This is a genomic window from Barnesiella sp. CU968, from assembly GCF_905219685.1.
Classification (GTDB): domain Bacteria; phylum Bacteroidota; class Bacteroidia; order Bacteroidales; family Muribaculaceae; genus Lepagella; species Lepagella muris_A.
The window spans coordinates 1-7445 of sequence record NZ_CAJMXD010000122.1 but is presented as its reverse complement, the minus strand read 5'-3'; the positions used below and the strand labels follow the sequence as shown (position 1 = coordinate 7445).

Below are 7445 nucleotides of genomic sequence, written 5' to 3'. Positions count from 1 at the left end.
CAATAATGGAGATTATTGCCGGCAAATGTGAAACGCACATCCTGCATTCCCGCCTTCTTGATAAGCTTTTTGGGCATCTGATAGCTCAGCGATACTTCTCGCAGACACAGATAATCGGCTTTCTGACAGAATATGTCTGAATTGGGACGATAGTTTTTGTTAAGCTCGTCAGAGTCATTGCCGGAGAAACGGGCATATTTAGCTTTTGCGGGATCATCTCCGACATTCCATGCCTTCAATACCTCCGAAGGAATAGAAGTGTTGCCGTTCATAAAGTTACACATCTGACGCTGCAGGAAGCCGTTACAAACTGAATGACCGAGTGCAAAATCGAAGAACACATTCAAAGTGAAACCTTTATATGACAATGTGTTGCTAAGACCTCCCGTAGTCGTCGGGATAGTATTTCCAAGCTCATACATATCGTTGCCGTTGATGTGCCGTCTCCGTTAAGGTCACACCATTCATAATCACCGATCGTCTTCTTGCCGGTACCGAGGCGAGTTCCTGTCGTCCAGTCCCATCCTTTGGATGAAGCGTCATAATGTGCGTTCTTCGCCTGTTCAGGGGTCGTGATGATATAAGCATGCTTATAGCCATAGATTCTACCGAGAGGCTCACCTTCGGCGGTACCGCCGAATTCATATATGGAGCCGTCAGCCATAGTGACTTTATATCCCCCCTGACGGTTTTTATCGCGCTTGTTCTCACCTTCCTCTTCAGGCAGTTTCAGCACTTTGTTTTTCACATAAGTTATAGTGAATTTAGACTCCCATGTAAAATCATTGGTAACTATGTTTCTTGTGTTGAGTTCGAGGTCGAATCCGTGGAATCGCACTTTGCCGAGGTTTGTAAGAACCGAGCCGAAACCGGAAGTATTGGGAAGTGTGCGGGTAGTGATGAGATTGTCTGTAATTTTGTTGAAGTAATCGACATTCAATGCGATTCTGTCGTTAAGCACTGAGAAATCGAATCCGACGTCAAGCTGTGTTGTCTTTTCCCATTTCAGAGTTGGATTCGGCATTGCTGAAGTTATTACAGCCGGTTGTCCGTCATAGCTTGTAGTGACTGAGTAAAGTCCGAATGCATCATAATACCCTACAGAATTATTACCTGTCTGACCATAGCTGACGCGCCATTTAAGATTGTTGATCCACTCGATCGGCTGCATGAAATCCTCGGCGTGCATAGCCCACCCTGCCGATGCTCCGGGGAAGAATCCCCACTGGTTGCCTTCTGCGAATCTTGACGACCCGTCTTCGCGGAATGTCAGCGTAAGCATGTATTTCTTCATGTAATCATAATTGATTCGCCCGAAATATCCGATATTAATATCCTTCTGTTTGGTGGAAGTAGCAGCTGTATAGGTGGAACCTGCGTTAAGCGTGGGAATTTTGTCGGTCGAATGTCCCTGAGATTTGGCATAGAGATAGCGATAGTCGTACCTCTGATATGAATATCCTACCATTGCGCTCAGAGAATGACTGTCGGCAAAAGTGCGGGAATAATTCGTATACGCCTCGAGTTTCATACGCTGTATGTCGGTGTTGCTTGCATCCGCCCAGCGTGTGCCGTTAAGTGGATCAGCTCTGTGGAATGCATCCGTAGAACTGCTTTGTGTGAAGAAAGACGCGGAACCTACGATATGCCACATTTTCAATGGCTCCCAGTCAAGAGTCCCTACAAGACCTGTACGGTTAACCTTGTTGCTGTTGTCATTGTAATAACTGTAGAATGTAGGATTGGGAGATGTAGCGTTTGGTCCCGGCGTAGGAGTTCCGAACCACTGGTCATCGCTTACATATGTCCTGCGTTGGGTGGACGGAGTCATAAGTCCTCTGGAAATCACCTGATATTGACTTGCATATGCCTCTGTATTTGTCTGGCTGTAGTCTATAGCTGACGTGAACTTAAGATTCTTGCGTATTTTGGCAACCACGTTAGCTCTGGCACTGAATCTGTTGAACCCTGTTCCGACACCGACACCGCTGTCCTTAGTGTAACCGATAGAGCCTACGTAATTGAGCAAATCATTTCCTCCGTCAACTCCCAGATAATAGTTCTGCCAGAATGCGGGACGGAAACATTCTCTCGACCAGTCGTTGTCTTCAAAAACAAGGGTTTTGGAAGGATCCAGCGGGTCAACACAAGACTTCCATCCTGCAGGCACAGATTCTCCCGGCTGCAGATAGCGTGTGGAATAAATTGAAGCGGATGTGTTTCCTGCCGAATAAGCGTAGCCATCGTCAAGATTCTTGTTAGGAGAAGGTCCCGTCGACCAACGGTCTCGCATCAATGGAACAGCGACATCTGCCGGCAGATAATCTATCATTCGCTCAACATCCTCATGAGCGAATGAAGCCTCGAATGTGATTCTCATACGTCCGGGGGCGCCTTTTTTGGTAGTGATAAGCACGACACCGTTGGAAGCCCTTGAACCGTAAATTGCAGAAGAAGCTGCATCTTTCAGAACTTCAATTGATTCTATATCATTGGGATTGATACCCTCCATGCTACGTTCGATACCGTCAACAAGAATGAGAGGCTCGTTATTCTGGGATATTGAAGAACCGCCTCTTACGATAAAGGTTGCCTCCGCGCCAGGTGAATTGTTTGCATTGTAAACACGCACACCGGCAATCTTCCCTTTAAGACCCTCGCCTGCCGTGTTTATAGGAGAGCCTTCGAGAGTGGAACCGTTGACAGATGCTATTGAAGATGTCACGGTGCGCTTTGACTGAGTTCCGTAACCTACAACAATAACCTCGTCAAGCGAGTCCTGTGAGATTTCAAGCTTCACCTCAAGAGATTTCTGACCTGCTATTTTTACACTTTTTGTGGCATAACCCACATATGAGAACACAAGCGTCTCCCCGTTTGAGACCTGAATATTGAAGATGCCGTTCACATCTGTGGTCCCACCCCTTTGGGTTCCTTTAACAAGAATCGAGACTCCCGGCAAAGTCTCGCCGGTTTCATCAAGCACCACACCTTCCAGGTTGTACGGTTCAGCCATTGCGGCAATCGGGAACGATAATAGACAGCATAATATGACATATAAATACTTTTTCATAATATAAATGATTTTAAGGCGACAAAAGATCTGTCGCATTCGTGACAGCTATAGTTTTTCGTTGTCAAGGGGAGCGTGTGTCTACTCCGCCCAAGGTCAGACCGCGGTGTATTTGAAAAAATCGGTCTTTTCGAGTTCTTCACGAGTCTTGGCAAGTTCCGTCTCGGAACAAGGTGCAATCGGCAATCTGCACGGACCGCAGTCAAATCCGGCAAGTTTCATGAAAATCTTGCCGGCACGTGTGCCTCCGCCGTGCTTAACAAGCACATCCACTATATCAACTGCCTTTTTAGACATTCTTCGGGCTTCGTCAAGATTTCCCGACTCTATGGCATCCAGAATGCCTTGATAGATTCCGGGAATGTAATTGTAAGTGCTTCCCACAGCACCTTTGCATCCGCATGCCACACCTGCAAGCAGAATCTCGTCAAACCCGTTTAGCACTTCGAATTCACCATCGTTGAGATTTATGCACTGCTGCATCTCCATGAGATTGTTGTGTGTGAACTTAACTCCGGCAAGTGTGGGAATATCTTTTTTACCCTCTGCGAGAAACTCGTGCACGGGCAGTGACACACCTGTTATCGAAGGCATATTGTAATAGAAGAAAGGGAGTTCAGGTGCAGCCGCGGCTACCGGCTTGAAAAAGCCGACAAGATCTTTGACAGAGGCTGGTTTGAAGAAGCCCGGTGCCATTGCCGCAATCATGTCTGCTCCTACAGAAGCGGCATGAGCGGCAAGTTCCACGCAGTCGGGCTGTGACATTCCGCCGACATGCACTATTACTTTGAACCGCCCTTTCGCGGCATTAGTCCATGCCTCTGCAATGTTTTTACGCTCTTCAAGAGTAAGCGAGACGCTTTCTCCCGATGTCCCGCAGATGAAAACTCCCTTGAGGCATCCTTTTGCCGCAATGAAATCTGCATAGGCAGGAATCGCTTCAGTCTTGATCGTGCAGTCTTCGTTCATCGGTGTGAACGGAGCTGCGATTAATCCTTGTAATAATGGTTCCTTCATATGTTGTTATTGTTTGAAGTGATTGTTCTTTTGTTTGAATCGGGGAAGAGGTAACTTGCTGCATATCCGACCACAAAGCAGGACACAAAACCCGATGCCGTATAGAGAAGAAGGTGAAGGGTACGGAATCTCGCAACGAAAATCTGTACCAGTATGCTAACCACGATTCCTATTATCGCCCCTCCTGAATTTGCCCTTCTTGTAAGCATTCCAAGCATGAAAAGACCACCCATAGAACCGAGAATTAGTCCTAATATCTTCTGGAATTCATCCCAAAGCGACGCTATATTCCATGTTGCCATCAGAAACGCGAACGCAAGACTTATGAGACCTGTAACGCAGGTCGCAAACCTGGCTGCCCGCAAAGACCCTGCCCCGCGCCGTGTTATCCGAGGATAAATATCCACTATATACGCGGTTGCCGCCGAATTCATACTGCCGGAAAGTGTCGACATCGCTGCTGCAAAAATACCTGAAATCAGCAATCCTGTCACCCCCGCCGGGAGTTCCGTGAAAATATACCAGGGGAATACGGCATCTGCGGAATCGATGCTTATGCTCAGTGACTCGGGAAATGTCTTGTAATATGCATATAGTAAAGATCCTATCAAAAAGAATATTATTGTGGCAGGGATTGTAAGCAACGCGTTGGTCCACACACTCTTTTTTGCAGCCGACTGAGAAGGTGTTGTCAGATATCTCTGCACCATACTCTGATCGGTGCCGTAAGTCGTAAGATTTGTGAAAAAAGCCGCTATAAGCACCGTCCACATTGTCGAGTCCTGAAGATCAAAGCCGGTGGAACCGAGACTGAATTTACCGTCAGCGGATGAAATCGAAATCGCTTCAGCAAAACCGCCGGGAATTGACATTGTGATATATCCCACAGCAAAAAGAGCTCCTCCGAGAAGTATAATGACCTGTATGGCATCAGTCCATACGACAGCCTCGATTCCCCCTGTCATGGTATAGAGTATGCTGCAAAGACCCATTATTCCGATGCACAGGAATATGTCTATGCCCGTAACCACATTAAGAGCAATCGATGGAAGAAACAATACGACTCCCATTCTTCCTACCTGAAAAACAATAAACGCCACACTGCATAATACCCTTATCGCAGCATTAAAACGGATTTCAAGATACTGATAGGCAGTCGTTATGTTAAGCTTCCTGAAATAAGGTATGAATACGAACACAATCACTGGTGCCACAAGAACAATTCCGACATTAAACAGTCCGTAACTCCAGTCTGTGGAGAACGCCTTGGCTGGAATAGCCATAAATGTTATGGCACTCAATGCTGTTCCGAAAAGACTGAGACCGGCAGCCCACCAGGGAATGCGCCCTCCTCCTTTGAAATAGTCATTGGTATTCTTCTGCCTACGCGCAAAATAAAAACCTATTCCGGCAAGCACAAGGAAATACAATGCTATTACAACCCAGTTGATTACTCCCAAGCTACGTTCCGAATGTAATATATTACCCCGGACAAGTACCGGTTTGCCGTCTGTGCCGGCACATAATAACGCCATGTCCGATCCTTCGGCACGCACGAAAGAAAATATTCTGTCAATCCCCGATGTCACCGGCTCGGCATCTGTGATTGTCGATGTGATTGTATGGAAACGGTACAATACCATCCCACCTTTGTCATCTTTTCCTACCAATAGAAGATGATTTGCGCCAGAAGGCATTGCTGCGGATATATTCTCAGGGAAGACACATGGAATCCTGACCCACCGCCTTAAGATTAAATCATAACTGTATCCATCTGTAAGAGCGGTTGAATCAGCATCACTTATACCTCCTATTACGTAAAGCGAAGGATTTGTTCCGTTGCTCTGCACTGCGGCAGCGGCGTAACCGCGGGGAACTCCGGGAATAACGGCTGCCCTCTTCCATCCTTTGTCTGGAGATGCGGTATTCAGTAAATAAACCACCGAAGAGGTCCCCTCTGTCGGCAATCCGGAAACAATTGCCTCTCCCCCGTAGACTGTGCCGAAGGGAGCACCCTTCAATCCTTCCAAAACGGGCAATATTTCAACGTCCTCTTTATTTTCATATGAAATAAACTCGACCCTGCTGCCCCGGTTGTCTCCGGCACCCACATAAATCAACCCGTTGTCGGCACCAATAAGAGCATCGGAGTCATAAGACAGTGATAAATCCGCCTTAAGACACAGACTCTCTTTCACCTTTTCATTGCCGCTCCACCGGATTGATTCCTGTTGTTTTGCCGGAGACGCAGGGATGGCAGCTGTCAAAAATACAGCAAGTACATATATATGTTTCATTAAATCCTTCATGACAAGTTGTTAGGTAAGTGTTGAAAATTGACTTAGAGCTTGCTTACGGTCTCTATTCCGCACTAAAATAATCCGATCTGTAATTACTGCTATCATAACCGCTATTATTATTACGGATCAGCTCCTTATACACAAAGAAATGCTGGTCGATTGCCTTGCGGTAACCATTCTCGTCACCCGCTTTGAGATACCGCAAAAGATCCTGGTGCGTAACCAGTTCGCCTCTCTCCTGAAGACTGCTGTTAATTTCCGAGACATATGTTTTCAGATTGGATTTCACAAATTCCATCACCGGATATATGATCTCCTGGAACTGACTGATTGTGGAATTGCGTGTGATTTCATATAACTTCGAGTGAAAACGATGCTCCGAAATGTTGGCATATATATTGTCGCCGAGAGCGATTTCCATATAAACAGACTCTTCAAGATCCTTAATATCGGCAGGTGTGATGTTCTCAAAAATATATCCTGTTATCCCGACCTCAAATGCCACTCGGAAACCCAAAAGATTTACAAGTGACTTCTCGCTCATCAGATTCGGTCGTATCGCACGCTTCATCCCCCCGAAAATAGACGGTTCTTTCAAAACCATGCCGCGTCTCGTTCGGCTTTCAACTATCCCAAGCATCTTTAACCGGCTGAGAGCTTCCCTGACCACACTTCGCGTCACTCCCAATGATACTGCCAGCTCATGTTCCGACGGCAACTTGTCGCCAAGCTTGAAATCATGCTCGCTGAGATAAGACAGAACCCTGTCTTCAACATGATCCACAAGTGTTATAGCAGTGTTATTAAGTCTGAGTTGTTCCATGATTATAATATTTATCTGATTTGTCCGACAAATCAAGTCAAACATTTTGGAGGAATGTTTCCCTCCGCATCTTTAAGAGTGTTTGGATTTAAATTTCATTCCCCCGAAAATATCACTTCACGTGAATGAAAAGTATTGACTCCAAAGGATCTTACATAAGTAAGTGTTGGAAATTAGCTTATATTAAATTTTAGGAGATTTTGAGATGATTTCATGATTCCGAAGAAGGAGC

Annotated in this window: 4 protein-coding genes and 1 pseudogene; all 5 read right to left on the bottom strand. The window is 46.1% G+C overall.

The window, feature by feature from the left end; all coding sequences use genetic code 11:
* A pseudogene (locus JX312_RS14105) lies at positions 1-368 on the bottom strand (SusC/RagA family protein); the annotation flags it as partial.
* Positions 344-3073: a SusC/RagA family TonB-linked outer membrane protein gene (locus tag JX312_RS06380; protein WP_239653831.1), complete on the bottom strand. Its 2730-nt coding sequence runs from the start codon at positions 3071-3073 to the stop codon at positions 344-346. The gene JX312_RS06380 and the pseudogene JX312_RS14105, both read right to left, overlap by 25 nt.
* 96 nt (positions 3074-3169) lie before the next feature.
* Entirely contained in the window at positions 3170-4090 is a 921-nt protein-coding gene (locus JX312_RS06375) for a dihydrodipicolinate synthase family protein (protein ID WP_204457431.1), read from the bottom strand.
* A complete protein-coding gene (locus JX312_RS06370) occupies positions 4087-6387 on the bottom strand; it encodes a sodium:solute symporter (protein WP_239653830.1) in 2301 nt (766 codons plus the stop codon). The genes JX312_RS06375 and JX312_RS06370 overlap by 4 nt, the downstream gene beginning before the upstream one ends.
* Before the next feature lie 64 nt (positions 6388-6451).
* Complete coding sequence (locus JX312_RS06365) at positions 6452-7213, bottom strand: FadR/GntR family transcriptional regulator (RefSeq protein WP_204457429.1); 762 nt, start codon at positions 7211-7213, stop codon at positions 6452-6454.
* Positions 7214-7445 lie beyond the last annotated feature (232 nt).

Excerpts from the sequence above, each read along its gene's own strand:
- JX312_RS06370 (WP_239653830.1), bottom strand. The coding sequence starts at position 6,387 with ATGAAACATATATATGTACTTGCTGTATTTTTGACAGCTGCCATCCCT.
- JX312_RS06380 (WP_239653831.1), bottom strand. The coding sequence starts at position 3,073 with ATGAAAAAGTATTTATATGTCATATTATGCTGTCTATTATCGTTCCCG.
- JX312_RS06375 (WP_204457431.1), bottom strand. The coding sequence starts at position 4,090 with ATGAAGGAACCATTATTACAAGGATTAATCGCAGCTCCGTTCACACCG.
- JX312_RS06365 (WP_204457429.1), bottom strand. The coding sequence starts at position 7,213 with ATGGAACAACTCAGACTTAATAACACTGCTATAACACTTGTGGATCAT.